Source organism: Laceyella putida, from assembly GCF_042665195.1.
Lineage (GTDB): Bacteria > Bacillota > Bacilli > Thermoactinomycetales > Thermoactinomycetaceae > Laceyella > Laceyella putida.
On sequence record NZ_JBHTBW010000004.1, the window covers coordinates 24,775 to 50,287 of the forward strand.

Here is a 25,513-nt window from a genome sequence, read left to right on the forward strand (position 1 = left end):
CATTTCGCAATAAGCCTCTCCGGTTTGTTTATATTGTGTTCATATTGCGCAGTTATCCTTGGTCCAACGAAGCAATAAAGGAGGTTATTAGAAATGAACCGCATCATTAAATGGAGTTTAAACAACGGCACTTCGTTGATCCTGTTAATGCTTATCGTCTTGTTCGGCGGTGTGACGTCCATCGGGAAAATCCAGCTGGAATCCTTTCCGGATGTAAGCTTTCCTGTATTGAGCGTTCAGATTACGCTACCTGGGTCAGCCGCGGAAGATATTGAGAAAGATGCGACAGAACCGATCGAAGAGAGTTTGATCAAGCTGAAGGACTACGAATCGCTGGTCAGCACATCAAGTGAAAACAGCGCATCCATCTCGATCACTTATCCCTTTGGCACGGATATAGATGAAAAGGAACGCACCGTGGAAAGTGAGATTTCCAAACTGGCTTTGCCTGAAGATGCCCATGTGCAAATCAACAAAATCTCCACAGATGTGATCCCCATCTATCAAGCAGCCGTTTCCGCAGAAGATGGAAAAGATCTGCAAGCGGTATTGGAAGATCAAGTGGTCCCTGCGATAGAGCAAACGGAAGGCGTTTATTCAGTGCAATTGAAGGGGAAGAAAGCAGTGGAGGTTGAAATCCGCGTCAACTTGGACAAAGCGGAAGCGAAAGGATTGGATCTGCAAACCATTAAACAAGCGCTGCAAAATCAAGAGTATGCCATGCCGGCCGGTTCCGCTGAAAAAGACGGAAGCACCATTCCCGTTCGCATGGTGGGGGGAATCGACCAAGTCGATCAGTTGAAAGAAGTCAACATTTCTCCCGTGAACACCGGAGCGGGGATGAATGGGGGACAGCCGTCCAGCCCCATGCCGGCAAAAGGAAGCGGCCAGTCGCAAGCGGTGAAATTATCAGAGATTGCGGAAGTGAAAACCGTTTCCGAGCAAACAGAGCTTACCCGTGTCAACGGGAAAGAAGCTTACTTGATTGAAGTGACCAAAGATCAAGAAGCCAATACGGCCGATGTCGCAGGATCCATCCGGGATATCTTATCCAAATATGAGAAGCAAGAAGGATGGGATGTCAACCCGATCATGGACCAAGGAGAAGAAGTGGAGAAGTCTGTTTCGAGCTTGGTCAGAGAAGGGTTGTTCGGAGCTTTGTTCGTCATTGTCGTCATTGCGTTATTCTTGCGCAATGTGCGTGCCACCTTGATCGCCTTAATCTCCCTCCCCCTCTCCATTTTGGCCACCATCTCCCTCTTGGAAATGATGGGCTATACGCTGAACATCATGACGCTTGGCGGAATGGCGGTCGCGATTGGGCGGATTGTGGACGACAGTATTGTGGTCATCGAAAATATTTACCGCTGGCGGCAACAGGGGGGAAATCAATTATCCGGAAAAGAAGTGGCTTATCGAGCGACCAAAGAAATTTTGAGCGCGGTTGCTTCATCCACCTTTGTCACCGTGGTGGTGTTTTTGCCACTTGCTTTTGTGACGGGAATCCTTGGGGAAATGTTCCGACCCTTTGCCATCGCGGTCACGATCTCGATCTTGGTTTCCTTATTGGTGGCCATGATGTTGATTCCGCTCTTGGGAGCTTCTTTCTTCAAACAGGTTAAGCAACACGCGGAGGAAACCGCGCTCGTTCGTGGATATGAAAAGTTGCTGCGCGGCGCGTTGAAGAAAAAAGGTTGGGTGATGGCCGCTTCCCTGCTCTTGTTAATCGCTTCTCTCGGCACCATTCCTTTCTTGGGTTTTGCCTTCTTGCCTGGAGAAGAGGCGACAACGATCCAAACAGAGATCAGTTTGCCTGCCGGCACGACACTGGCGGCAACCGATCAGCTGGCCAAACAAGTGGATGACAAGCTGGCGGACATGAATTTGTTTGTCAAACGCCAAATGACGGTGGGATCGGAAGATTCAAGGCGAGGCGCCTTTGGGGGCGGTGGAGCGGGAGAGCAAAAAATCACCTTTACCCTTGAAACCAAACAGGGCGTGTCCATGGGCGACACCCTGGAACGAGTCCAACAAGAGACGGAGGATCTTGTCAAAGATGGATATCCTGAGGCGACCGTAACCGCCAGAGAAGCGCAAGAAGCGGGTCCGCCATCGGGAAATAATATAGATGTGCAATTGTACGGAGAGAATCAAGCCGATCTGCAAAAAGCGGCCGGGCAAATTGAAGCCTTGCTCAAACAAAACGCAGACCTTAAGAATATTTCCAATAACATGGGCGAGACCCGCACCACTTGGGAAATCACCCTAAATGATGAAGGGGAAGAGCTGGGATTAAGCCCGAACCAAGTGGCGGCGGCAGTGAACCAACACTTGCAACCGACCGATGTGGGAACGTACGAGTTGGATGGAAAAGAGCAATCGATTGCCTTGGTGTATGATGAAAAAATCACCTCCCTTTCGCAATTGGAAGAGATTCGAATAAATACCCCCGCAGGTCCGAAATCATTGGGCGAGATTGCCGATGTCAAAACGAAAGAAGTGCTCAAATCGATTCGCCATGAGAATGGAAACACTTATGCCCAAGTCAGTGCGCAAAGCAAAGGGAAAGATATATCCCTTGTGACGCGGGAGGTAGAACAAGACATTCAATCTCTGTCGCTTCCAAAAGGGATTGAGGTCTCCATCGGTGGCGGACTGGAAGATATTCAGACGGGATTCAAGGATTTGGGCATCGCCATCGCCATCGCGATTGGGTTGGTCTTCCTGATTCTCAGCATGACCTATGGGGGGCTGCTAACGCCGTTGGTCATCCTGTCCTCGCTGATCTTCGTTCCGGTCGGGGCATTGACGGGACTGCTGATTGCCGGACAAAGTTTATCCATGAGTGCGATGATCGGTTTCCTCATGCTGGTGGGAATTGTGGTGACCAACGCGGTGGTTCTGCTGGATCGCGTCGAAGCCAACCGCAAAGCCGGAATAGAACTGGTGGAATCGTTGGTGGAAGCGGCCAAAACGCGTTTGCGCCCCATCTTGATGACCGCGATCGCGACGATCCTGGCTTTGATCCCCTTGGCTTTATCTGGAGCCTCCGCCGAGTTGATCTCGCAAGGCTTGGCCATTACCGTGATCGGTGGCTTGACTACATCGACACTGCTTACGCTCATTTTTGTCCCAGTGCTGTACGCGCTCGTAGGAAAGGTGCGCAGATTGAAACAAACCGATTTGATCGGAGAATCGGCTGGAAATGACAACAAGCTGATCAAGTGGCCTTCAAGACAGGAAGGAACGGTCTGAAAACCAACCAAAGCATGATAAAGGCATTTGCTAAAGAAAACGGCATCAAACCCGCTGAACGTGGCTACTGTTTGTACAGTGGCCACGTTTGTTTTTTCATCCCATGGGCAGGGGTAGACCGAAGGTTCCTTTATATGGATATGAGCCCGACTATTGGGAAAATGATTCATTCACCTAAGGCGAGGCGGGGTATTGACACATATATTTTTTAATGTCAATGACAATAACACAAAGTGAGGGATTGTTATGGAATTTTATCCTGAATATTTAACTGACGAAGAAATGGAAGAAATGATGGAGGAAGCGAATGTAGACCAATATCGTGACGGGTTCTGCCGTCGCAATCCTTGGCATTGGCGGTGTCGTCGCGATCATTTTGACCGCGATTTCGGATTCTGCCGCCGCAACCCCTGGCATTGGCGGTGTCGACATGATTTCGACCGGGACCGCGACCATCGCCGATTCTGCCGACAAAACCCTTGGCATCCTACATGTCGGTGAGGGTAACTCGGATTCAGTCCAGTTCGCGATGATGAACGCGCGCCTAAGCCTGTGCCGATAAGCGCGGGAGAAAAAGCCTTCTTGGGATGACTGGGAAGTATAGCAGGAAAAAGGCTGATTCGATGGGAATCAGCCTTTTTATCCGCTTTTAAAAAAGCGGTGAGAACGCATGCGTCCCCGGATGGGAGGCGATTGGCCGACATCTTGCCATCATAGATGTACATGCTAGATAAGGGTAACATCCTTGGACAACAAGATTTGACTGCCAAATATGAATATTTATATTTTAACGCATATGAAATATAATGAAAGAACAAAGCGTAAACGAGAAAGCGCTTTCAAATGAATGAGGATCCATTCAGCGAGAGAAAGGCGAGAGGTGATCAGATGAGGCGATCGAAGAGAATGCTCTGGCTGGTTATGGCGGTTGTGATTACGGTGCCCGCCGTGGCGGTTGGCGTGCACCAGGCTCCCTCTTTGCAGAAGCGACTTCATTTTTTGAAACCCTTTGACTTGAATGGCACACTGGCCGAGATTGAGGCCAAAACCAAAGCGCTGGGCTCGTTAAATAAGAAGATTCTTCAAGGCTTGCAATCGATTGAGGAAAAGTCGGCGAAGACGGAACAGGTGAGCCAAAAGTTGAAACAAGTAAATGGGATCGCCGGGAAGCAAAGCGAAACCTTAACAGACATTCGCTCAGTGACGGCGCGGCAGGTACTGTTAAGCCAAAGCCTCAATCGCTTGAGCGGCGATTTGACTCGGCAGATGAACCTGATCGCAAATACGGGGAAAGTGCAAGCGTCACAAGGGCAAGAGTTGGAGTCGGTCACAGTGGAGACGTTGGAGAAGTTAAAGGAAGCAGTTAAGCAAAACCAGCGTTTGGAAGAAAAATTGAAGCAGGCCGCCTCCAAGAGCGAGCAAGCCTCACAATCCTTACCCTAACGAGGAGCGATGAGATGAACATCTTCAGAAAAACAGTGAGTATCCTGGCGGTCCTCCTATTGAGTGGGTTATTGATCAATGGAATCACCATGACACAGCAATTGAAAAAAATTCACGCCAGCTTGGAAGACAACATTGATGCGTTGGCGGAATTAAATGAGGTGCAAGCGGCGATTATCAGCAAAAACGAAGAGTTGGAGCGGATGGTTGACACACTGGACTCCTTGGATCAAGGTCTTGGCGGCACAATTAATAAAACGGGACAAACCCTTGCTTACCTTTCTTCTGTGGTGGATTACAATGCGGACAGTTTGCGGCTGAATGACCACATGGTTCGATTTTCCCAGCATTCCGGCACGAATATCAAGTCTGTCCGCTTTTCTTTGGCGGAAGTGGAGCCTTATCTTAAGCAGCTTGATCAAATACTGCGCCAATTGGCCCAGACGGCTGAGCGGGACCAGCGGCACTTGGAGCGAATTAACCGAGCCACCCGGCAGATGAACACCAAGATTCCAGAGGTGAACCTTCCATGAAGCCTTTATTTGGTTTAAGCGGGTTGATTATGTTGATTTTGTTGGCGCTCGTTGCCAATACGTGGTTGCAGTTGTCCCTGCAAGATGATATCAAACAAAATTCGGCCAAGTTGAAATCGCACCTTACGCAATCGGCGGCCAAATCGGCAAAGATGAATGAGCAGTTGGCACTCTTAAATCAGATTAATAAGAAAACACAGGAACTCCAACGTCAAGTGGTGCGCATTGACGGAAATACGGCCGGTTTGGAAAGTGAATTGAAAGCGTTGGACAAGGTGGTGGCGTCGATTGCCCTGCGCGTGGATACGATCGGCAAAAATACAGGTCTCACCTCAGCCGATCTTAAAGCGATTCACACTTCGCTTGATGCGAGCATGGCCCGGCTAAATTCCATGCAATCCACCAATGGGCAAGTGGTTCACGCCCTGGCCGAGATGAAAAAAATCCAGGGAGACATCAATCGCAACATGCAAGAGATGAACAGGAAAACGAAATGGATTCCCCAGAAGGGAGGGCGCTGACCATGATGGACAGATGGAAACGATTCTTCCAGTCGTTGTGGTCGCAAGTGAAAAGCCGGACAGGGATAGCCGGAGTGAATATGCGGGCACTCTTCCTGGTGATGCTGTGTTTGGCCTTGGCATGCGTTACGCCGGCTATGGCCCGATGGAGTGACCGGGTTCTGTTGCCCAACCTGGCTTCCCTAAACATTTTTCAATTGACGAGAGAGCTATCCGCCATGACGGACGGCATGATTGTATCGACGGATCAGCTGAAGCAAGAAGTGGACAACGCGTCCCATTCTTTGGATGCGTTATCCGAGCAAGAGGAAAAGTTGACAGGGCAAGCGGAAACGAACCGAAGCATCCAACGGGAACTGGGCAAACAGTTGGCGGGCAATCAGGAAGCGCGCAAACGGATGGAAGCGATTCTTTCCCGCCAGGAGCAAACGTACGGGTTGACAAAGGAAGCGGCGATCAAGGCGGGCGACATTTCCGCGCAAATGGGGACAACGATTGACCATTTGGAGCGGGTTGCCGTCCAAACCGGACAGGTGGGGAGCAATACGGCGAAATTAAATGGGCAGATGGATTCCCTGTTGGTCGAGTTGGACGAGTCGATTGACAATTTCAAATTCGTCGCCAACATCACCGAGGCGCTCCGCATTTTGCGGCAACCGTCGCTTTCGGCCCCGCTTTCCGCGGTATCGAAAGTGTTGCCGAAAGGACCGCTGAAAGAAGGGGTGGAAACCGTGGAAAAGGAAGTGCTGTCCCCAATTGAGGAGAGTCTCGGCTTGAACAAAGAGAAAGAGCGGTCCAACCAAGGGTCGGGGTTGCTTGATCTTCTCCTACCATAAGAAACATGGGGTGATTCAATTGTTAAAAGGTGTCTTGCTGATGGTCAATCTCCTGTTGCTCGCCTTGTTCGGTTGGGGAACGGTGCAACAAATCAAGAACCAACAGGCAACCAACCAGGTGATGCGGGAAGTTGCGCACAATGTGGAGTTGACGAAACAATTGACAGAAGAGACGAACCGGCAACTGGCGCCGCTCAGAGAAACGTCGGCGACGATCGAGGCGATGAATGCCAAACTGGCGGGCACAGAGGGCAAACTGCAAAACATGAACCGCAGTGTGGATCGCGTCATCGCCAGTGAACAAAAGATCATTGACGGCTTGGATCGCTTGAACGGATCAACCCGAACCGTCGTGGGACAACTGGAGACGCTCGCGCGCCAGAATGAGCGGTTGGTTCCGACAGCGGCCGGAGTCTCTTCGCAAACAGCGGAAGAAAACCGCTACATTCAAAGTTTGTCCGGATTGACAAACACTTCCATCGCCGAGTTATCCGAATTGAACCGCAAATTCAAATGGCTGAGCTACTTACCACATTGAAAAAAGAGGCGATCCCATTGTTGTTTAGCTTATTATACCTATTGACGATCTTGGCTGTTCTCTTATTCACCGGCCTGACGATTAGGTCCATCATCAAAGATCGCAGGTACCAGCGTTGGCTGTTCTATATGGTGGGCAGTGCCTTGGTTTATTTCCTGTTGGTTGCCGTCAGTGTGTGGGTTTAGGTTTCAACAAACCAATTTACAGATTATTGGCTCTGATATATAGTGTTTGAAATATAACGCAAAATGAAGATAGAAATACACGGTGACGCTCCGTTCGTTGACGAAAATTCCGCCTTTGCTTGCCTTGATGCGGCAGGTGCGCAAAGAGTTTGCCCAAGAGGCGATTTATCTCAACGTGAACGGGATCGTGGAGTTGATTGATGAATCGTGCCAAGGACCGACAACCGGAGTCCGGCATCATGCCGGACTCCGGTTTCGTTTGCTTTATGGGACGGCACGGACTGATTGGCCCATAACAAAACGGAATGGAAAATTAGAACATAAAATTTGCAAAATCTGATTGATTTGAGAGTGATTATCATTTACTATTGTAATCGAAAATGATTATCAATATAGAAAGGGTGAGACACATGCCGGCCTTAATACATAAGCAAGATGAGAACAGGGCCCTCCCTTCGTCAGTCATCGAATGTGTGGGGAATACGCCTCTGGTCTCTTTGCAGCGGTTATTTAAAGGAACAGGGGTAGAGGTATTTGCCAAGTTGGAGTATATGAACCCGGGAGGAAGCATGAAGGACCGTCCCGCCCGCTATATGATTGAGCAAGGGTTGCGCGATGGGTCGATTACTTCCGATTCCCACATCATCGAAAGCAGCTCAGGCAATCTGGGTGTGGCGATCGCGATGGTTGCCCGTGTGTATGGCTTAGCGTTCACTTGTGTCGTCGATCCCAAAACGGCCCCGAGCAACCTCAAAATCTTAAGCCAATTGGGTGCCCGGATAGAGATGGTGACGGAGGCGGATGACCAAGGCGGTTATCTCAAAACGCGGATCAAACGCGTGCAAGAGTTGTTACATAACATTCCACATGCTGTATGGATGAATCAATATGTGAATGAGCGAAATTGGCAGGCCCACTATCATGGAACGGGACGCGAGATGGTGGAACAACTTCCCCAAGCGCCAGATTGCCTGATTGCGGCTGTGAGCACGAGCGGGAGCATATTGGGGTGTGCCAGACGGCTCAAAGAAACCTATCCCCATGTCAAAGTGATCGCCGTTGATGCGGTCGGTTCCGTTATCTTTGGATCTCCGCCCCAGCGGCGCGAACTGCCGGGAATCGGGTCGAGCCGGGTTCCTGAAATATTGGTGAGGGACGAGATCGATGAAGTGATCCATGTCAACGACCGGGAATCCGTCCAAGGCTGCCGCGACCTGTTGTACCATGAGGGCATTTTTGCGGGGGGGTCATCGGGCTCGGTGGTGGCCGCGATTCAAAAATTGATACCCCGCTTGCCCAGACCGTATCGCATCTGCACCATTTTCCCTGACCGGGGAGACCGTTATCTCGACATGGTCTATGACGAAGCTTGGGTTGACCGATTGCCAAAATAAAACAAAGAGGTGGTTCAACATGACGAATGCACAGAATCCGGAGCTTCTGTATCTGTCTAAGCAAGATATCGTGGAGTTGGGCGGAGACCATTCCGACCTGTATGTTGAGTCGATTGAGCGGGCGCTCACGCTTCATGCGGAAGGAAACTATGTTCAGCCGCTCAAACCTTATTTGCGCTCCCAAGGCGCCGGCGGACATATTGCCGATCGCATTATTGCGATGCCAGCCCATATCGGGCAACCGGGCATTTCCGGCTTGAAATGGGTCGGAAGCAAGCATGACAATCCCAAGAAACGCGGCTTGGAGCGGGCGAGCGCATTGGTGATCTTAAATGATCCGGAAACCAACTACCCCATTGCCGTCATGGAGGGGAGCTTGATCAGCGGGATGAGAACAGCGGCCGTTACCGTCGTGGCTTCGAAGCATCTGGCCAAACCCGGGTTCACCCATGTGACGAGCATCGGATGCGGCGTGATCGCGAAAATGCAATTATTTTCAATGATTGAGCAGTTCCCGCAAATCGAAGCGATCCACCTGTATGATGTTTTCCCTGAAGCGGCGGCCAAATTGTCTGATGCCATCCGGCAAAAAGCCCCGCGGATTCGAGTGGAATGTTGCCAATCGGTGGAAGAGGCCGTCAAGCAAGGGGAAGTGGTGATCACCTGTACGGTGGCCGATCAACCTTATATCCCGTTTGCGTGGATTCAAAAGGGGGCGTTTATCAGCAATGTCTCCATCATGGATGTGCACAAGGAAGTCTACTTAAAAGCGGATAAAGTGATTGTTGATGATTGGGAGCAGAGCAACCGGGAGAAAAAGGTGATCAACCAGCTCGTGCTGGAGGGGCGATTCTCCCGTGATCAACTGCATGCGGAGCTTGGCGAGATTGTGGTTGGGGCCAAACCGGGCCGGGAACGTGACGATGAAATCATTTTGCTCAATCCGATGGGGATGGCGATCGAAGATATTGCCTGTGCGGAGAAAATTTATCGTGAGGCGGTTCGCAAACAGGTCGGAACCAAGTTGAGCCTTTACTAATTGGAGGGAAAGGACGAAAAGGTGGATGAAGCTTTCAGTTAACCCCGAAGAACAAGTGTTGACTGATTTGGTGAATGCCCTCATCTATGAGGATTTTATGGGCCTGCGGGAGCGTAGCGTATTGATCCGGGATCAACAGGCGGTGATGGAGCGGACAGGCCTGCCTTTAGCTGAGGGGGAGGGTTTGCTCAGTTATGCGGCTGGCGCAGGTCAAACCTTATGTTTTCGCGTCAAACAGGATGACCGCTTTCAATCTTATCGTTTGAGCGGACCACCCCTCCTGCTGGTCACGGAAGGAGAGGCCGGGAAGGCCGTGCGCCGGCTTGGAGCGGATGAGTTGATGCGGTTTCTGGCGATGGGTGTGGCGGAGGGGACGTTTCCCAATCTGGAGGGGTTTTGTGAAGAATTGCGGTTGGCAGTGGAACAGACCGCCCTTTCATTGCAAGCGCCGTTCCAGTTGGACACCAGGCAGGGCGCGGTGGACTTGATCCAGTCTGAACGGTACGCCGCTTTAAGGGATCGTCCCTTCCACCCCACTTCGCGTGTGAAAAATGGGTGGGATGCCGACGATTATTCCACCTACGGCTCCGAGTTTGGACACGCTTTTGGATTGGATTGGGTCGCCGTCAAGGCGGAGTGGGTGCGCATGGGATGCGGGCCAGGGGAACAAGTCTATTCCGAGCTATTGACGGCAAGTGAACAAGAAAGCTTGCACCATTCGCTCAAAGAACAAGGCGTGTCGCCAGCGGATCACTGCCTTATCCCCGTTCATCCATGGCAGATGAAACACGTGATTCCCCATGTTTTTGCAAGGGAACTGGCGGAGCGCATCATCATCCCGGTAGAGTCAGGTATGGGAAAGTTCATTCCAAGCTCTTCTGTGCGCAGCTTAATTCCCGTACATAATCCAACTGTAAACGTGAAAGTGCCGATCGGCGTCTATGCCTTGGGCGCGCTCAGGATCATGCCGCCGAGATACTTGGAAAATGGGGTGAAAGGGCAGAAACTCGTGGAGTTTCTCTGTGCGCGTGATCCCCAATTGGCGCCATCTTTGGCTGTATGCAATGAAGAGAAGTGGATGGCCTTCACCGATCCCAACGATGATCCTTTTGCGGACAAACCAGGCCATCTGGGTTGTTTGGTGCGGCGGTATCCCCAAGAAATCCTGGAAGCAGACGTGGTCAGTCCGATGTCCGCTTTCGCCGTTGTCACAAAACAAGGCGAATCCCCTTTGATCGCCCACATGCTGAAGCAGAGACAAGAGACGGATGGCCGCGCTTTGTTCCGCGACATCTGTCACGCCTTCATCGAGCGGGCGATCTGGTTTGCCAAGGTGGGTGTGTTGCCTGAGTTGCATGGACAAAATGTCGTCTTGCTGTTTAAACAGGGGCAATTGCAACAATTGTTGTTGAGGGATCATGACACGGTGCGCCTGCATCCGAGTTGGATGGAACGGGCCGAACTTCCGCCCGTACCGTATACGGTTAAGCCAAACACGAGAAATACGTTGATTTTGGAAACCCCTGCGGACTTTTTATCTTATTTTCAAACATTGGGCATTCAAGTGAATTTGGCTTCGATTTTGGAGGCGTTTGTGACTTGCGGAGTTTTGACTGAGGATGAGGGATGGCGCGTGATCCGCCAGGCGATTGTGCGGGCCCTCGCCCAGCCGGGTCCGGCCGAGGTGATGGGGGAGATGAATCAAGTGCTGTTGGCGCAGGAGCATTGGCCGGTCAAGGAGATCATTGCCCCGCTCTTGCGGCGACAAGGGTCTGGCGGCGGAAGCATGCCGTCGGGACTGGGCAAGATTGCCAACCCCTTGCGTTGGGAGGGCTGAGTGATGGACGGGCACATGTGGAAACGCAACTTTGTCACGTTATGGTCCGGGCAGTTCATCTCAACCGCCGGCTTGACGGTGATGGTGCCCCTGCTTCCGTTTTATCTGGGCGAATTGGGGGGACAAGCCCACTTTCAGCATGGATGGATGGGGTTGTGCCTGGCGGCCCCGGCGATCACCATGTTTATTTTTTCCCCGATCTGGGGTCGGATCGGCGATCGCATCGGTCGCAAAATGATGGTGGTCCGGGCATTGTTGGGATTGGCTTTCAGTCTCTTGCTCATGGGTTTCGCGCAAACGCCTTGGCAACTTTTCTTATGCCGGTTGTTGCAGGGGGCTTTTGGAGGCGTAGTGGACGCGTCGGCCGCTTTTGCCAGTTCGGAAGCGCCGCAAGGGAAAAATGGGAAGACGTTGGGAAGTTTGCATAGCGCAACCGCGGCCGGTTCCTTTGTGGGGCCTCTGATGGGGGGGATATTGGCCGATTTCTACGGTTATCGCACCCTGTTTATGGCGATGGCGATATTGACAGGACTTAGCTCTTGTTTGGCGGCATGCTTGCTGAGAGAGAGCAAGGGCGCCCCATCTTCCGCCCAGGAGGCCCGATGCGATTCCATCTTCACCGCTTTTTTGTCCCTTGTGCAAACGAAAGAAACCCTGGTCTTTATCTTGGCGGGGATTTGCGTCCAGTCCGGGATCTATGGCTTGACCGTCATCTTCGCCCCCTATGTGCAAAGCATGACCGGAGACGCGAACCATGCGGCGACGTGGGTGGGGATTTTGCAGGCTGTCACCTGGTTGTCGACCATGGTGGCATCGCCGTGGTGGGGCAAGCAGAATGATCACAAACCGGTTCGGATGAACTTCTTTGTCGCCGCATTGGGCTGTGGGGTCAGCATTTGGCTACAAATGCTGTCCCCTTCCGCAGTGTGGTTGATTCCGCTTAGAATGGTGCAGGGTCTCTGCTTTGCGGCATTGCTTCCTTCCGTATATTTTCAAGTGAGCCGTTCATCCCGTCATCAGGATCGGGGGACGAATATTGGATTGACGAACAGTTGCTTGGTCGGAGGACAAATATTGGGCTCCTTGTTTGGAGCGGGACTGACGAGTGTTCTTCCGTTGCCGACCGTGCTCTTTTGCATGGGAAGCTTGTTTGTGTTGGGAGCGTGTGTGGTTGTGATCAACAAGCCGACAGGCTCTGGCGGTTCCTTCCACCTTCCCTTTTTTTCGCGCAACGATCAAGTAAGCTGATCGAACTAATAGAAAGGTGACAGCGATGGAACCAAATCTGTTTCGTATAGCAGAACATCAAACAGTAGAACGCATTTTGAATGCTTTCATTCGGGAAAGGGGCAGTCGGCTCACTTTTGCCGAGAGCGATGAAACCTTGATCCGCTGGGCGAACGCACAAGACCCGCAAGCCAGATGGATGAGCTTGTCCCTCCCCAAACGGCAGGTGAAGCTACTGGGGAAGATGACATACCGATCGGTGTTTGACCATCATCATTATGGGGAGCGATTTTGGGTTGCCGGAGCCGACCAGCGAGTGACCCCTGTAACGGCCACCCAAGTGATCAGGTGGATTCTGGAGGAACTGGCTGAGGGGGAAGAGTCAGGGCCCGTAGAGGCATTGCTGAGTCAAATCCAAAACAGTATCGAAAAAACGGCCCTCTACCTGGAGCGTGCCTTGACGCAAGGCGTGAGGGATGGTTTGGATTTGAACCCAGAAGCCAGATTGAGATGGATGGAACAGCGCCTGTTGTACGGACATCCGTTTCATCCCACCCCCAAGAGCTCGGAAGGATTCAGCACCGAGGATTTGCGGCGGTTTGCGCCTGAGTTGCAAGCGGCCTTCCCGCTGCATTTTTTTGCCGTTCATCCGGATTGGATGGAAGAAGATTGGACGGGGGATGTGGCTCTGCCTAATGAACGGGTGGTTTCCGCCGAAGTGGCGGCAGCGTCCCATGGGGCCATTCCGAAGGGGTATCGGCTGTTGCCCATGCATCCGTGGCAGGCGGCATACGTACGGCGTTTCCAGGCTTGGCAAGCAGGAATGGAACAAGGCAAAATCATCGATTTGAACCAGATGGGCCCGGACGTGTTTCCCACTTCTTCGGTGCGGACTGTGTGGGGCGCCCGTTACCCGTATTCGTTTAAGCTCCCGCTCCATGTCCGGATCACCCATTTTGTCAGGGAAAATACAACAGAGCAAGTGAAACGGTCGATCGATGCCAGCCGCGTTGTGAGGGAATTGCGAAAAGCGTGGCCGTATCCTTCCATGTCCATTTTGGCGGAGGTGGGCGCGCTCCGGTTCCATCCGCCGGCAGGAATCGATGACGCCTACCCATTGGCCAGTTCCAATGTGTTGTTGCGGGAGAATCCCGATCTGACCGGGGGGCAAGTGCCTTTGGTGGTGGCCTCTTTATTGGAATGTTGGCCCAACCAGAGTGAACCGCCGCTCTTTCAGGCAATTCGGCAAGCGGTTCAGCTTCCGCATGGCCCAATCCCCGCCCGGAAGCTGGCGGATTGGTTGCGTAAGTATGTGGAGGTCGTGTTCATTCCGGCGCTCGCTCTTTTTGCCGATGAGGGGGTCAGTTTGGAAGCTCATGTGCAGAATTCGCTGATCCATTTGGAACAGGGATGGCCTGCCCACTTCTATGTGCGGGATATGGAAGGGGTGAGCATCAACCGGGAATTGGCCAAAGCGAAAGGGTATTATCATGGCGCAATTTCCCCTGACAGTCCTGTCCTTTACTCCGAGGAGAAAGCATGGGAGCGATTGCAGTATTACCTCATCACCAATCACTTGGGTCATCTCCTTCATGTCCTCGCTTATTACGGGGAATGGAGCGAGCAAGAGGCTTGGGCGGTTGTGCGTGGTCAATTGGACAAGCAGAAAGCGGTCGGTTCCGTGCAACTGAGCCGGGTGATCGACCAACTGTTGGGGGCGTCCGCCCTCCGGGCCAAAGCCAATCTCATCAGCCGCTTTCAAAACAGAGGCGATTCAGCGATCTATCTGGATCTTCCCAATCCGATGAAAGGCGAGGTGAAAGCAGAATGAAGAACATGTCATTGCCATGGTTGAATGAAGCTTTGCAATCCGCTCATGCCACCCAGGTTCGTCGCCGCATTTTTCGGCAGTTGGTGGAGTCGTTAATCTACGAGAAAGTGATTCCTTGCCGGAGCGAACCGGTGCAGGGACATGAGCGCTTATATGTGATTGAGACGAAACAAGAAGACGGACAGGCGGTGACCTATCGTTTTCGGGGAGAACAAACGAAAACGTTCGGGCGCCTCCGCATGACATCCGAAACGGTGATGCGCGAGTGCGGCGGCGTGGAGGAAGAAGCGGATTCTTTGCGCCAATTCCTGCTTGATGCGCGCGCGGTCTTGAATGTGGATGCTCACAAACTGGTTCAGTTCATCCGCGAATTGGAACAAACCTGGTTGAAAGACAGTGTGGCCCAATTTGTGAGGCATCAGGACAAGCGGGAATTGAAAGGGGCGGATTATAACCAATTGGAACACCGCGTCATGGATGGGCATCCTTATCATCCGTCTTACAAGTCAAGAGTGGGCTTTGACCTCGATGAAAACTATCGGTACGGTCCTGAGTTCGCGCAGAGTATTCGTTTGGTCTGGTTGGGCGTGAGCCGCCAAGCCTCTGTGCTTTCGTTTGGGCGAAAAGACCCGGATCAGTTCATCAAAGAGCAATTGGGGGAAGAGCGTTGGGCTGAGTTTGCGGCGCGGATTCGCTCTCAAGGCAAGAAGCCTGAAGAGGTTGTCATGGTGCCGGTGCATCCATGGCAATGGAAGAAGCACATCCTGCCGCATCTCCAGGATCATGTGGCGCGGGGTTCCATCCTTTATCTTGGCGAATCGGCAGATGAATACGGAGCGCAACAATCCATCCGCACCTTGGCCAACCGGACCCATCCGGAGAAGCCCTATGTCAAACTGGCGCTTAGTATTGTGAACACTTCAACCGGGCGCATTTTGGCCCCCCATACGGTTCAGAACGCCGCCCCAATCTCCGACTGGCTGGAAACGCTCGTCCGGGAGGATGCGTATTTGCGGGATGACCACCGCTTGATCCTGCTGAAAGAAGTGGCGGGCCTCGCGTATCACCCGCAGGGGCCGGAGTTGCTGCAGGCGGATACCTATGGCGTGATTGGTTGCATTTGGCGGGAGAGCTTGGAAACCAAGCTTCTTCAAGATGAGCAGGCGATTCCATTCAATGCCTTGACGGCGGTGGATGTGGATGGAAAACCGTTTATCGACGCTTTCATTCAGCAGGCGGGGCTGGAAAACTGGGTGCGCAAGTTGCTCCGCACCAGTGTGTTGCCGCTGATCCATCTTTTGTATGCCCATGGGATTGCCATGGAGTCCCATGCCCAGAACATGGTGTTGGTTTTGCGGGACAACCTTCCCGAACGGTTGGCGTTGAAGGATTTTCATGATGGCCTTCGTTTTTCGCGCCAGCATTTGACGAAGCCCGAGCTTTGTCCCGCCCTTAAGGGAACGCCGGAATACCATGCGCGGGTCAACCGCAACTCCTTCATTGAAACGGATGATGTGCTTCAGGTCCGCGATTTCATGCTGGATGCCTTTTTCTTTATCAACTTGGGTGAACTGGCCCTCTTCCTGGCCAAGCATTATGCGGTGAAGGAGGAGACTTTCTGGGGATGGATTCACGAGGCCATTCAAGCCTATATGGCCCAATTCCCTGATCAGGAGGAACGATACCGTTTGTTTGACCTTTATACGAAAGAGATCGAAGTGGAGCAGTTGACCAAAAGAAGGCTCTACCCCGATACCGAACTGCGCGTTCATGCGGTGCCCAACCCGCTGGCCCGCATTCGCCAACAGGAGGAAAACCATGTTGTCCATTAATCGCACCAAACGGAAGATCGAGCGAGGAGAGCCGGTGTACGGCTTGTTCTGTTCCAATCCTTCTCCGCTGACGGTGGAGATGATCGCATCGGCTGGGTATGATTTTGTGATTATCGATATGGAGCACACCATGACCAATCCGGAGACCATACAACATATGATCCGCGCGGCGGAGGTGTTTCAGCTCACTCCCCTGGTGCGTGTTCCCGAACATTCGCCCGGCACCATCTTGCAAGTGCTTGATGCGGGTGCCCAGGGGGTGGTTATTCCCCATGTCAGAAGCAAAGCGGAGTTGGAGCAGGCTTTAAACGCTTGTTTCTATGCGCCCAAAGGCAAACGCAGTTTAAATGGAGGAAGAAACGCCCGCTTTGGCGCGGACGATCTTCTTCAGGTCATGGAGCGGGCCAATCGGGAAGTGATGTGCATCCCCATGATCGAAGACAAGGAAGCGATGGAGAAGTTGGACGAAATCTTGGCAACCGAGGGCATTGACTTTGTGTTGGAGGGGGCCGCCGACCTGTCAGGTTCCTACGGGGTGCCTTGGCAAACCCAGCATCCGCGGGTCAGACAAGCGCTGTTGACCTTGCATGAACAGGCCGTCTCCCATGGCGTCCCATATGGGGCGATCCCGCGAAACAAAGAGGCGATGCAAGCTTGGTGGGATAAGGGTGTGCGCATCTTTGTCGTGGGTGATGACCGCGGAATTTGTTATCGGGCAATGAAATCGCATCTGGGTGAATATGTCAATCAAGTGCAGGTGGAAAACCATGAGTAAGGTTGAAGAGATCCTTATGCAGTTAAAACAAGCAAGCGACCAACCCCTATGCGCCTATGTTTACGATTTGGACCATTTGCATGCGCACGTGAGCGGGGTGGTGTCACAGCTTCCGGAACGGTGTGAGATGTATTATGCCATGAAAGCCAATTCCGAACGGCCCATTTTGGAGGAATTGGCCCCTCTGGTCCAAGGGTTTGAAGTGGCTTCGGTGGGGGAAGTGAAAAAGGCGCGGGAAGTGGACCGACGGATTCCGGTGATATTCGGCGGTCCGGGAAAAACGGATGAGGAGCTGATGGAGGCGATCCGGTCCCAAGTGGAGCTGATCCATGTGGAGAGCATCCATGAACTTCGGCGCTTGGAATATCTGGCGAGCCAAGTGAAGGCGATCGTGCCCGTTTTGCTCAGGATCAACCTGGCGGGGCCCTTTCCGGAAGCCGCCACGTTGCATATGGCTGGACGCCCCACCCAATTCGGCATCAATGAGCGTGAATTGGCGGTCGTGATGGCCCAATTGGCACTGTGCCGGTATGTCCGGCTGGAGGGATTTCACTTCCACTCCCTCTCCAATCACTTGCATGCGCCCAATCACATTGCGCTCTTGAGAATGTATGTGCAAAAGGCGAAACAGTGGGTGGAAGAGTATCAGTTAGAGATATCGAGACTGAACGTGGGTGGAGGCATTGGGGTGAACTATCAAGCGCTTCAGGAGCAATTTGACTGGCCGGTGTTCGTCTCATTGCTAAGGGACTTCATGGAAGGTGAAGTGCCGGAAAATTGGAAGTTGATGTTTGAATGCGGACGTTATCTGACGGCTTCTTGCGGCTATTATGTGACCGAAGTGCTGGACTTGAAAGAAAACCATGGGGAACGCTATGCTGTTGTTCGCGGGGGAACCCATCACTTCCGCCTTCCGTCATCTTGGCAACATAACCATCCGTTTGAGATCATGCCTCTGGATGAGTGGAAGTACCCTTTTGCCAGAACGACATGGGAAGGAGTGGCCGTGACGGTCGTTGGCCAACTGTGCACGCCGAAAGATGTGATGGCCAGACAAGTGCCGGTGGATCGGATTCGCATTGGGGATCTGATCATTTTCCAATATACCGGGGCCTATAGTTGGTCGATTTCCCATCATGATTTTCTCAGTCATCCCCATCCCGACCACATTTGGTTGCGTTCGGCCACAAACAAGTGGAGCCTGACGGGAAAGGTGGAGAAAGAATGGACGTATTAGCCGCATTGCGTCGCATCCCCGTTCACGATTTGCGCTTGCACGAGGCACATGAACCGGGCCGATTGCGGAAAACATGCGATAGCATCCTTAGAGAGAACATGTTGCGCCATCCCATTCTGGCCACCCCGATGGATGAGGGATATTTGGTTTTGGATGGGGCGCACCGCTTAGAGTCCTTGCGCAATTTGGGATGCGATTATGCACCTGTCCAAATGATTGGGCGCGATCAACTGGCCCTTTCCGCCTGGGATCATCTGGTTCCGGATGGAGACTGGCTGGATGAGTGGATAACGGAGGCCGCGGTGAATTGTGTCCCGCTTACAGAGGGAGGATCTCTCAATGGAGAGGTTCTGGTCACCCTGATTCGCCATAACCAGCCCTATGCCATCTTGTTAAAAGAGGAAGGGGACTTGAAAGGGAAACGTTTATCCCTGTGGCGGCAACTGGTCGAAACCTACAGCCGTCGGTTCAAGGTGATCCGGCTATCCCAGCCGACCGGGATGCATGACGATGTGAACAGGGTGTGCATCCAACATGTGATCTGCGACTTGGATGAAGTGATGGAAACAGTGAAGCGAGGAGAGGTTCTTCCTGCCGGAGTCACCCGCTTCTTGGTTGAAGGCCGCTTGTTAAACTTATGCATCCCGCTGCAGCTCCTGGTTGATCATCCGTTAGCGGAGAGGGAGTGGCAACGGTCCCTGGCTCATTGGCGGTCGCATTTGCGTTCCTATACGGAAAAGGTTTATCTCTGTGAAGCTTCATCGGATGCACTGATGAAGAGGATGGAAAAAGGGCTTGACAACCATCGATATCGGGAGACGTCCACGGGTTCCCATCCCATCCTCTCCGCCAAATGAAGAAAAGCCGTTCTACCGAGGATGGAACGGCTGAGAATGTTGACAAACCAACTCGCTAAAAAAAGCTCCTACTATGTATTCTCATACAAAGTAGGAGCCTTATTTTTCTGTTAACTTGTCATTTTAGCCTCGATTTGCATGTCCCGCTTTTTCTCCTTAGGTTTGTTTCAAATCGCCTGGCTGAATCACTTTGTCAATGATTCCATACCGCAATGCTTCCTCTGCTGTCATGTAGTTATCCCGGTCTGTATCCCGTTCGATTTCCTCGATTGACTTACCACAGCGTTCCGCATAGATTCCATTTAATACACGGCGAAGCCGTAATATGTTTTTGGCCCGTATTTCAATATCGGTTGCTTGCCCTTGAATCTGTTGCGCCCAAGGTTGGTGAATCAAAATCTCCGTGTGGGGTAAAGCCATGCGTTTTCCAGGGCTGCCACCGATTAATAAAGTGGCTCCCATCGATGCGGCCAATCCAATGGCGATGGTGGATACATCCGGTTTGATATGCTGCATGGTATCAAAGATGGCGAGTCCGGCTGTGACAGATCCACCGGGGGAATTGATGTACATATGAATGTCTTTTTCCGGATCCTCAGCAGAGAGAAACAACAACTGGGCAATCACGGAATTGGCTACTTGATCATCGATGGCAGAACCTATAAAAATAATCCGATCTTTTAACATCCGTGAGTAAATATCATAAGATCGCTCACCCAACCGCGTTTGTTCAACAACATAGGGGATTTGCATGTCTTTTCCTCACTTTCTGGAGGGGATGGTTTTGTGTGATACAAAAGGTTCACATCAAGAAAAACACCAGCTTGTTTCTTGCCGTCTTTACAAATGGAAGGCGGGTAACGACTGTGTTTTTGCAATGGCTTCTATGCGGCTGCTTGCATCGTATTGAAAGACACGGAACCTTTCACGCCTCCAAATCCGGAAGAAACGATACGTATGTTGACAACAGATTCCTCTTGCTGGATGGTTCTCTCTTGGTAAGTGGCTTCTTTTTGCACTGGAAAGGGGATGACATTTGGTTCCCGCGAATCAGTCGATGCAGGACTTTCCCAAATCACAGTCGCTTCGATTTTTTCCTCCGCCTGTTGCGAAGTTTTTTTATCCTGCGCTTTAACCATCTTCATCACTCCTTGAGACAAGGTCCGGGTACACAGCTAACAATACTTGATACGGATGGGTCCCTGACGCTTTGGATTGGTATTTGCCGATCAATTGTTTGACCAGCTCCACATAATCTTGCACAAACTGTTGACGTTGTTCTTCGTCTTGTAAATTCACTTTCATTTGTAGAGAGGCACTGGGGATGATTTCATCTTGATCAGAACGTTCCATTAAGAGCAAGGCGTCTTTTTTGATGCGTTCCGATGTATGGATTAAATGAAGAAGCGATCCTTGATCTTTGATTTTTTGAATGGTTTTTTCTCCGATAGATAAGGACTCCGCCAATAAAAAGGTGCGAGCCACACTTTGATAGAGCACTTCTACCAAGTTACGCACTTGTCGGGTTCCCGCTCTTTGAACCAATCCGACTTTTTCCAACGTCTTTAAATGATAGTTAATGCGTTGAGGTGTTTCGTGAAGTTGCTTGGCAACCTCTGTTGCCGAGGCTGGTTCTTTTAAATGAGCTAGGATTTCCGCTCGTAAAGGGTTCATCAGGGCAGATGCTTGTTCAGGCAATTCAACCAAATAAGTTTCCTGTATTTGTTGTTTCAAATGATCACCAACTCAAAATATTTGTATTACGTAAAAATACTTTATTACGTAATTGCGATTTTGTCAATAACTTCAGAAACAAATTTGTCATTCTGTTTCGAAAATATTGTTTTTGGCCATATCGAAGATGACTTCCAATTAACTTGTTGATGCAACGATATTGACTATGTGATCAATGGTGTTATAACGATGATGTTGACCATATGGTCAATCAGTTTGTCGACTAGGTCGTGTCTGGTAACTATGTCGGCGGCTCGGAAAAGGTTTTTCCGCCTTCTCCCAATGGTCAACTTGATTTCCAAGACACGCCCTAGTTGCTGAGAGAGAGGGCCAACATGATGTAATGAATAGAAGGATTGCTTTAATGAGAATTTGCCTAAGGCGTGGCCGATGTTAAATGAGAGAAAGGAGTCATTTCAGATGGGAAACGCGGTGAAGAGCTTTAAAGAATTAACTCCTGAGCTTTGGGCATTTGCGGGTGGAAAAGGCGGCATGCTTGCCAGAATGTTTCAGGATGGGTACCCCGTGCCAGAAGGGTTTGTCATTTTACCGTCGGCTTTTCAAGGGGAAAAGCTGAATCCTGAAGCTTGGAATGAGACACAAGCATCTTTGCATGCCATCAGAAAGAACCATGAGGGGGCGCTGTTTGCGGTAAGATCCTCCGCTTTAAGCGAGGACTCAGCGCAGGCCTCCTTTGCGGGGGAGTTTGAAACGGTCCTGAATGCAAAAACGGACAAAGAGATTCTGGAAGCCATCTATACGGTTCACAGATCAAGACAGGCAGAGAGAGTAAAAGTCTACAGCTCTGTTCAAGGGATGGAACCGTCTCACCAGATCGCGGTGGTGATTCAGCTGATGGTGCCGTCTGAGATATCGGGAGTATTGTTTACCGCCGATCCCATCACAGGCAGCAACACCAGCATGACGGGCAATTTTGTCCATGGATTGGGAGAGCAACTCGTGTCCGGGGAGGCCAATGCCTATCCTTTTACCTTCATGAGGCCCAAAGGAAAATATGACGGTCCGGAAGAGCTTAAGAAATACGCATCCAAACTGTACCGATTGGCTGATAGGCTTGAGACGGAATTGGGCGGCCCTCAAGATATTGAATGGGCTGTCGCGAAGGGGAAGTTGTATATCCTTCAGGCACGGCCCATTACAACCTTGCAACCGGGCAATCCGGATACCTATGAATGGAATGATTCTTTGACCGGGGATTTCCTTTGGACCAATACCAATGTGGGCGAGGCGTTTTCCGACGTTTTCACTCCGCTCAGCTGGTCCGTGATTAGAGCGCTCGACGAAGAACAAAAAATCATTCCCGGATATTATTTGTTTTCAGGCAACATCTGCGGAAGAGCGTACACAAATCTTAGCTTTGCGCTGTCTTTATATCCGGCGTTTGGTCTGGATATCAAACGAGGTTTCAAAGCGGTGAGTGAAGTGTTTGGACAAATCCCCACGGACATGAGCGTTCCCATTTACCCCTTTTCGCGTTTGGGTTTAATCAAGGCCATGGCGCCGCATATGAGACATCGCTTGAAGAGGCTACTAGAAGCTTTTAAGGTATTGCCGCAACATGTGAAGGAGACGCCGGAATGGTGCAGAAAGATGACGGCGCACATAAGAAATGTAAACAGCAAAGAAGAACTGCTGTCGTTATGGAAAAATGAACTCCTTCCTTATAATTTCAAGGCTTTGTGGGTTGCGCTGGCGGGTGCCCGCAAAATCACGATTCTTTATAAACTGAAAGAGGAGCTTTTCAAGCTGGTGGGAACGGAAGACACCAATACGCTGCTGTCCAACTTCAGGGGAAACGCCGCTTTGGAAAGCCTGGGGCCGGTTGTCGGCATAGCAAAGATTATCAAGGGGGAAATGAGCCGGGGGGAATACCTGATGCGATATGGCCATCGGGGACCGCATGAGTTTGAGTTGTCCGTCCCCCATCCTGGGGAGGACGCGGACTGGCTGGAGAAACAGATCGAGGAATTTAAAAAGTCAGATGTGGATGTGGAAGGGCTTTTAAAAAAGAATCACGCGCAATATGAAGAAGCCTGGAAGCGATTCGAGGCGCGTTATCCGGAAAAGGCAAGACGGATTGGGAAGAAACTTGCAAAAGTAGGCGAAGCGGCCCGTCTCAGAGAAGCAGTCCGTTCAGAGTGGACAAGGGTATTCAGGTTGAATCGCGCTTTTGCGCTCAGAGCGGGAGAGCTCACGGAAATCGGGGACGATGTGTTTTTCCTCTATATTGATGAAGTGCTGAATTTGCTTTCTGGAGACGATTCGGCCGTGAAGCATATTCCCGCCAGAAAAGAAACCTACAATAAATACAAATCGTTGCCGCCCTTTCCCTCCATTATCCGAGGCCGGTTCGATCCGTTCAAATGGGCGGAGGATCCGAATCGAAGAGCTGATTACTATGATGCCACGATGCCTGTTGTTGTTCCTGATTCGGATACACTCAAAGGCTTTCCCGGAGCGGCGGGCAGGGTGGAAGGGACGGTGCGTGTCCTAGTCGGTCCGGAAGAAGGGGAACAGCTTCAGCCCGGTGAAATTTTGGTTGCCTCAACCACCAATGTCGGATGGACCCCTCTTTTTCCAAAAGCCGCTGCCATCATCACGGACATCGGAGCGCCGCTGTCCCATGCCGCCATCGTGGCCAGGGAGCTGGGCATTCCCGCTGTGGTGGGATGTGGCAACGCCACCACAAGGCTAAAGACGGGAGACAGGGTGATCGTTGACGGCGGACAGGGAGTTGTCCACATTTTGAATTAAATACGCTTACCTTCCTGAAGGAACGCCTTTTTCTTAGAGGGGGTTCCTTTTTTCGATCAGATAAAACCGCTCACATGCTTGTCTCTCGTGCAGATTGCGGCACAGACAATCGGACACCGAAAAAGCCCCGCCCTTTCCCGTGTTGATGGGAAAAGAGCCGGGCTGGCTTGGTTGTGGTCGTCATGGATTTCGCCCGTTCAAACGGAGGGTCACCGCCACAAAGCCAAATGAGAGGAAAACAATGGCGAGAACCCAATAAGCGGCCAACTCCATGTCTCCCGCTTCAACGGCGATGTAGATGGCGGTGGGAATGGTTTGCGTTTTGCCGGGAATGTTGCCCGCCACCATCATGGTTGCCCCAAATTCACCCAGCGCTCTGGCAAAGCCGAGCAGGTAACCTGTGATCAGCGATTTCCGAGCCAAGGGCAAGGTGACATAACGAAACACTTGCCGCTCACTCGCCCCCATCGAACGGGCGGCATCTTCCAAATCGGCATCAATGGAGGCAAACCCGGTTTTTATTGTTTGGTAAACCAAGGGGAAGGCGACTACCACGGCGGCGATGACCGCGGCCCACCAGGTGAAGACGAGCGGTTGGGAGAAGAGCCACTCCATGAACCGCCCCAGCCAGCTTCGTCTGCCCAAGAGGAGCAACAGGCCAAATCCGACGACCGTCGGCGGCAGGACCAGGGGCAGGATGAACAGGGTTTCCAGAAGGCCCTTCCCGGCGAACCGGCACCGTTTCATCATCCACGCGGCAAAGAGGGCCAAGACAAACACAAAGAGACTGGCGACACTGGAGACTTGAAGCGATAACAGAATCGGTGAGAGAAATTGAGTCCCCGTGGTCATGGCGCCTTTTTAAAACCATATTTTGAAAAGAGGAATGAGGCCTCAGGGCCTTGTAACCAGTGGTAAAAATCTTGTGTTTGTTTAGGCTGTTTCGTCGCTTTGATGACACCGATCGGATAAACGATGGGTGGGTGGGTTTGGGGATTGGCGACGCCCGCGACGGTGATGCCGTCTGTGGTGGCCGCATCCGTAAGATACACAATGCCCGCATCGGCGTTGCCGGATTTCACATGCGCCAGCACTTGCCGCACATCCCCGGCGAAAATCATTTTGGGCTGAAGCTGCTTCCACAGGTGCAAATGTTCCAGCGTTTGTTTGGCGTATCTACCCGCCGGCACGGTCTCCGGTTGACCGATCGAAAGTTTGTTGACGGCGGCGGAGGTCAAGTCGGACCACCCTTTGATGGGACATGGGGAATCCTTGGGTATGATCAGCACCAGTTCATTGCTCACGAGATCTGCATGAAATTTGGAGTCGATCAAGCCCTTTCGCAACAAGTCGTCCATCTCCTTGGAGCTGGCAGAGAGAAACAAGTCAGCCGGGGCTCCCTGTTCAATCTGCTGTTTCAGCTTGCCGGATGAGGCAAAGCTGGGAACGAGATCGACTTGGGGATGAGCCGATTCATATTTCCGCTCAAGCTCCTTCATCACATCCGATAAACTGGCCGCTGTAAGAACGGTGATTTCGGTGGGTGAAGCCCCCCTGGGAGTGCCGCAAGCGGTGATTGACCACATGGATAAGACGAGGGTGAGGATCATGATCCAACGGTGGGTTGATTTCATAAGCTGCCTCCTCACGGATATTCGATCGCT

24 protein-coding genes are annotated in these 25,513 nt (G+C 51.7%); 18 read left to right on the plus strand and 6 right to left on the minus strand.

Going from position 1 to position 25,513, the window contains the following annotated elements; translation table 11 throughout:
- Positions 1 to 93: 93 nt before the first annotated feature.
- On the plus strand, positions 94 to 3,255 hold the full coding sequence (locus tag ACFQNG_RS01090; RefSeq protein WP_379862945.1) for an efflux RND transporter permease subunit: 3,162 nt from the start codon (positions 94 to 96) through the stop codon (positions 3,253 to 3,255).
- A gap of 267 nt (positions 3,256 to 3,522) precedes the next feature.
- On the opposite strand, the gene ACFQNG_RS01095 is transcribed toward ACFQNG_RS01090, so the two are convergent.
- Complete coding sequence (locus ACFQNG_RS01095) at positions 3,523 to 3,711, minus strand: hypothetical protein (RefSeq protein ID WP_379862946.1); 189 nt, start codon at positions 3,709 to 3,711, stop codon at positions 3,523 to 3,525.
- Between the two features lie 432 nt (positions 3,712 to 4,143).
- Here ACFQNG_RS01095 and ACFQNG_RS01100 point away from each other — a divergent pair, with 432 nt between their 5' ends.
- The 16 genes from ACFQNG_RS01100 (at position 4,144) to ACFQNG_RS01175 (ending at position 19,340) form a co-directional block, all read left to right on the plus strand.
- Complete coding sequence (locus ACFQNG_RS01100; RefSeq protein WP_379862947.1) at positions 4,144 to 4,698, plus strand: hypothetical protein; 555 nt, start codon at positions 4,144 to 4,146, stop codon at positions 4,696 to 4,698.
- A 14-nt stretch (positions 4,699 to 4,712) separates the two neighbouring features.
- On the plus strand, positions 4,713 to 5,231 hold the full coding sequence (locus tag ACFQNG_RS01105; RefSeq protein ID WP_379862948.1) for a hypothetical protein: 519 nt from the start codon (positions 4,713 to 4,715) through the stop codon (positions 5,229 to 5,231).
- Positions 5,228 to 5,752 carry a hypothetical protein gene (locus tag ACFQNG_RS01110; RefSeq protein ID WP_379862949.1) on the plus strand — a complete coding sequence of 175 codons (525 nt, stop codon included), beginning with the start codon at positions 5,228 to 5,230 and terminating at the stop codon, positions 5,750 to 5,752. Before ACFQNG_RS01105 ends, ACFQNG_RS01110 begins: the two co-directional genes overlap by 4 nt.
- A 2-nt stretch (positions 5,753 to 5,754) precedes the next feature.
- Positions 5,755 to 6,588, plus strand: coding sequence for a hypothetical protein (locus ACFQNG_RS01115; protein ID WP_379862950.1), 834 nt, complete (start codon positions 5,755 to 5,757; stop codon positions 6,586 to 6,588).
- Between the two features lie 19 nt (positions 6,589 to 6,607).
- On the plus strand, positions 6,608 to 7,126 hold the full coding sequence (locus ACFQNG_RS01120) for a hypothetical protein (protein ID WP_379862951.1): 519 nt from the start codon (positions 6,608 to 6,610) through the stop codon (positions 7,124 to 7,126).
- 17 nt (positions 7,127 to 7,143) lie between these two features.
- Positions 7,144 to 7,311, plus strand: a complete 168-nt coding sequence (locus ACFQNG_RS01125; RefSeq protein ID WP_379862952.1) for a hypothetical protein — start codon at positions 7,144 to 7,146, stop codon at positions 7,309 to 7,311.
- Between the two features lie 97 nt (positions 7,312 to 7,408).
- Positions 7,409 to 7,651 (plus strand): hypothetical protein, encoded by a 243-nt coding sequence (locus tag ACFQNG_RS01130; protein ID WP_379862953.1) that lies wholly within the window; start codon positions 7,409 to 7,411, stop codon positions 7,649 to 7,651.
- A 70-nt stretch (positions 7,652 to 7,721) separates the two neighbouring features.
- Positions 7,722 to 8,705, plus strand: coding sequence for a 2,3-diaminopropionate biosynthesis protein SbnA (sbnA, locus tag ACFQNG_RS01135; RefSeq protein ID WP_379862954.1), 984 nt, complete (start codon positions 7,722 to 7,724; stop codon positions 8,703 to 8,705).
- A 19-nt stretch (positions 8,706 to 8,724) separates the two neighbouring features.
- Positions 8,725 to 9,744: a 2,3-diaminopropionate biosynthesis protein SbnB gene (gene sbnB / locus ACFQNG_RS01140; protein WP_379862955.1), complete on the plus strand. Its 1,020-nt coding sequence runs from the start codon at positions 8,725 to 8,727 to the stop codon at positions 9,742 to 9,744.
- A 25-nt stretch (positions 9,745 to 9,769) separates the two neighbouring features.
- Complete coding sequence (locus ACFQNG_RS01145; RefSeq protein WP_379862956.1) at positions 9,770 to 11,581, plus strand: IucA/IucC family protein; 1,812 nt, start codon at positions 9,770 to 9,772, stop codon at positions 11,579 to 11,581.
- 3 nt (positions 11,582 to 11,584) lie between these two features.
- Positions 11,585 to 12,829, plus strand: a complete 1,245-nt coding sequence (locus ACFQNG_RS01150) for an MFS transporter (RefSeq protein ID WP_379862957.1) — start codon at positions 11,585 to 11,587, stop codon at positions 12,827 to 12,829.
- Between the two features lie 25 nt (positions 12,830 to 12,854).
- Complete coding sequence (locus ACFQNG_RS01155) at positions 12,855 to 14,639, plus strand: IucA/IucC family protein (protein WP_379862958.1); 1,785 nt, start codon at positions 12,855 to 12,857, stop codon at positions 14,637 to 14,639.
- Positions 14,636 to 16,471, plus strand: a complete 1,836-nt coding sequence (locus tag ACFQNG_RS01160) for an IucA/IucC family protein (protein WP_379862959.1) — start codon at positions 14,636 to 14,638, stop codon at positions 16,469 to 16,471. The genes ACFQNG_RS01155 and ACFQNG_RS01160 overlap by 4 nt, the downstream gene beginning before the upstream one ends.
- A complete protein-coding gene (locus ACFQNG_RS01165) occupies positions 16,458 to 17,246 on the plus strand; it encodes an HpcH/HpaI aldolase family protein (RefSeq protein WP_379862960.1) in 789 nt (262 codons plus the stop codon). The genes ACFQNG_RS01160 and ACFQNG_RS01165 overlap by 14 nt, the downstream gene beginning before the upstream one ends.
- Positions 17,239 to 18,483, plus strand: coding sequence for a type III PLP-dependent enzyme (locus ACFQNG_RS01170; RefSeq protein ID WP_379862961.1), 1,245 nt, complete (start codon positions 17,239 to 17,241; stop codon positions 18,481 to 18,483). The genes ACFQNG_RS01165 and ACFQNG_RS01170 overlap by 8 nt, the downstream gene beginning before the upstream one ends.
- The gene (locus ACFQNG_RS01175) at positions 18,471 to 19,340 is read left to right on the plus strand and encodes a ParB N-terminal domain-containing protein (RefSeq protein WP_379862962.1); all 870 of its coding nucleotides are present in this window, start codon (positions 18,471 to 18,473) and stop codon (positions 19,338 to 19,340) included. Before ACFQNG_RS01170 ends, ACFQNG_RS01175 begins: the two co-directional genes overlap by 13 nt.
- Positions 19,341 to 19,496: 156 nt before the next feature.
- On the opposite strand, the gene ACFQNG_RS01180 is transcribed toward ACFQNG_RS01175, so the two are convergent.
- The 3 genes from ACFQNG_RS01180 to ACFQNG_RS01190 all read right to left on the minus strand — a co-directional run bounded on the left by ACFQNG_RS01180 (position 19,497) and on the right by ACFQNG_RS01190 (position 21,074).
- Complete coding sequence (locus ACFQNG_RS01180) at positions 19,497 to 20,093, minus strand: ATP-dependent Clp protease proteolytic subunit (protein ID WP_379862963.1); 597 nt, start codon at positions 20,091 to 20,093, stop codon at positions 19,497 to 19,499.
- Between the two features lie 131 nt (positions 20,094 to 20,224).
- Positions 20,225 to 20,479, minus strand: a complete 255-nt coding sequence (locus tag ACFQNG_RS01185; protein WP_379862964.1) for a hypothetical protein — start codon at positions 20,477 to 20,479, stop codon at positions 20,225 to 20,227.
- A complete protein-coding gene (locus ACFQNG_RS01190) occupies positions 20,472 to 21,074 on the minus strand; it encodes an ArsR/SmtB family transcription factor (protein WP_379862965.1) in 603 nt (200 codons plus the stop codon). The genes ACFQNG_RS01185 and ACFQNG_RS01190 overlap by 8 nt, the downstream gene beginning before the upstream one ends.
- Positions 21,075 to 21,494: 420 nt before the next feature.
- Here ACFQNG_RS01190 and ACFQNG_RS01195 point away from each other — a divergent pair, with 420 nt between their 5' ends.
- On the plus strand, positions 21,495 to 23,849 hold the full coding sequence (locus ACFQNG_RS01195; protein WP_379862966.1) for a PEP/pyruvate-binding domain-containing protein: 2,355 nt from the start codon (positions 21,495 to 21,497) through the stop codon (positions 23,847 to 23,849).
- Positions 23,850 to 24,029: 180 nt separating this feature from the next.
- On the opposite strand, the gene modB is transcribed toward ACFQNG_RS01195, so the two are convergent.
- Together modB and modA are read right to left on the minus strand one after the other, a co-directional pair.
- A complete protein-coding gene (gene modB / locus ACFQNG_RS01200; RefSeq protein ID WP_379862967.1) occupies positions 24,030 to 24,701 on the minus strand; it encodes a molybdate ABC transporter permease subunit in 672 nt (223 codons plus the stop codon).
- Positions 24,698 to 25,483, minus strand: coding sequence for a molybdate ABC transporter substrate-binding protein (gene modA / locus ACFQNG_RS01205; protein WP_379862968.1), 786 nt, complete (start codon positions 25,481 to 25,483; stop codon positions 24,698 to 24,700). The genes modB and modA overlap by 4 nt, the downstream gene beginning before the upstream one ends.
- Between the last annotated feature and the right edge of the window lie 30 nt (positions 25,484 to 25,513).